The sequence below is a fragment of the Streptomyces glomeratus genome (assembly GCF_021462825.1).
Lineage (GTDB): Bacteria > Actinomycetota > Actinomycetes > Streptomycetales > Streptomycetaceae > Streptomyces > Streptomyces glomeratus.
This window is the reverse complement of record NZ_JAKEEB010000105.1, coordinates 1-632: the sequence shown is the minus strand read 5'-3', so window position 1 is coordinate 632 and position 632 is coordinate 1. Positions and strand designations below refer to the sequence as shown.

Genomic DNA, 632 nt, shown 5'->3' with positions numbered 1-632 from the left:
CTGCCGCACACCTCTCGCATGATCTCCTCGCACCGCTTCAGCATGGCGTCATCGAAGACGTCTTTGCGGTACTTGGTGACGAACACCAAGTGCGCGTGGAGGTTGTAGGCGACGTGGCGGCCGGTGCGGATATCGGGGTTTGGTTCCCAGCGCGGTGACATACGCCAAGGGTAGTATGATCGTGCGGGCTGACCAGGAAGGGGGCGGGCCGGATGATCCGTGCGTACAAGTTCCTCCTGCGGCCCACCGTGGGCCAGGCCGCCGCGCTCGCTGAGATGCTGCGCGATCACTGCTCGCTCTACAACGGCGCGTTGCAGGAACGCCGCGACGCCTACCGGCACACCTCGAAGACCAGCATCAAATACGGGCAGCAGTCCGCACAGCTCAAGGAGATCCGCGCCTTCGACCCCGAGCGTCAGGGACGCTGGTCGTTCTCCTCGCAGCAGGCGACCTTGCGCCGCCTGGACAAGGCGTTCCAAGCCTTCTTCCGGCGCGTGAAGGCCGGGGAGAAACCCGGATACCCCAGGTTCCGGGGCGCGATGTGGTTCGACACCATGGACTTCCCCAAGGACGGCGACGGCTGCCGCTGGAACTCCACCCCCCACGACCCCGTCACCCGCGTCCGCCTCCAA

At 65.8% G+C, this 632-nt stretch carries 2 protein-coding genes; one reads left to right on the top strand and one right to left on the bottom strand.

Annotation, left to right across the window (positions count from 1 at the left end):
* Positions 1–161: transposase (locus tag LZ604_RS35520; RefSeq protein ID WP_234520362.1), on the bottom strand; the 161-nt coding region annotated here is incomplete at its 3' end.
* A gap of 51 nt (positions 162–212) precedes the next feature.
* On the opposite strand from LZ604_RS35520, the gene LZ604_RS35515 reads away from it, so the two are divergent.
* Positions 213–632: helix-turn-helix domain-containing protein (locus LZ604_RS35515; protein WP_234520361.1), on the top strand; the 420-nt coding region annotated here is incomplete at its 3' end.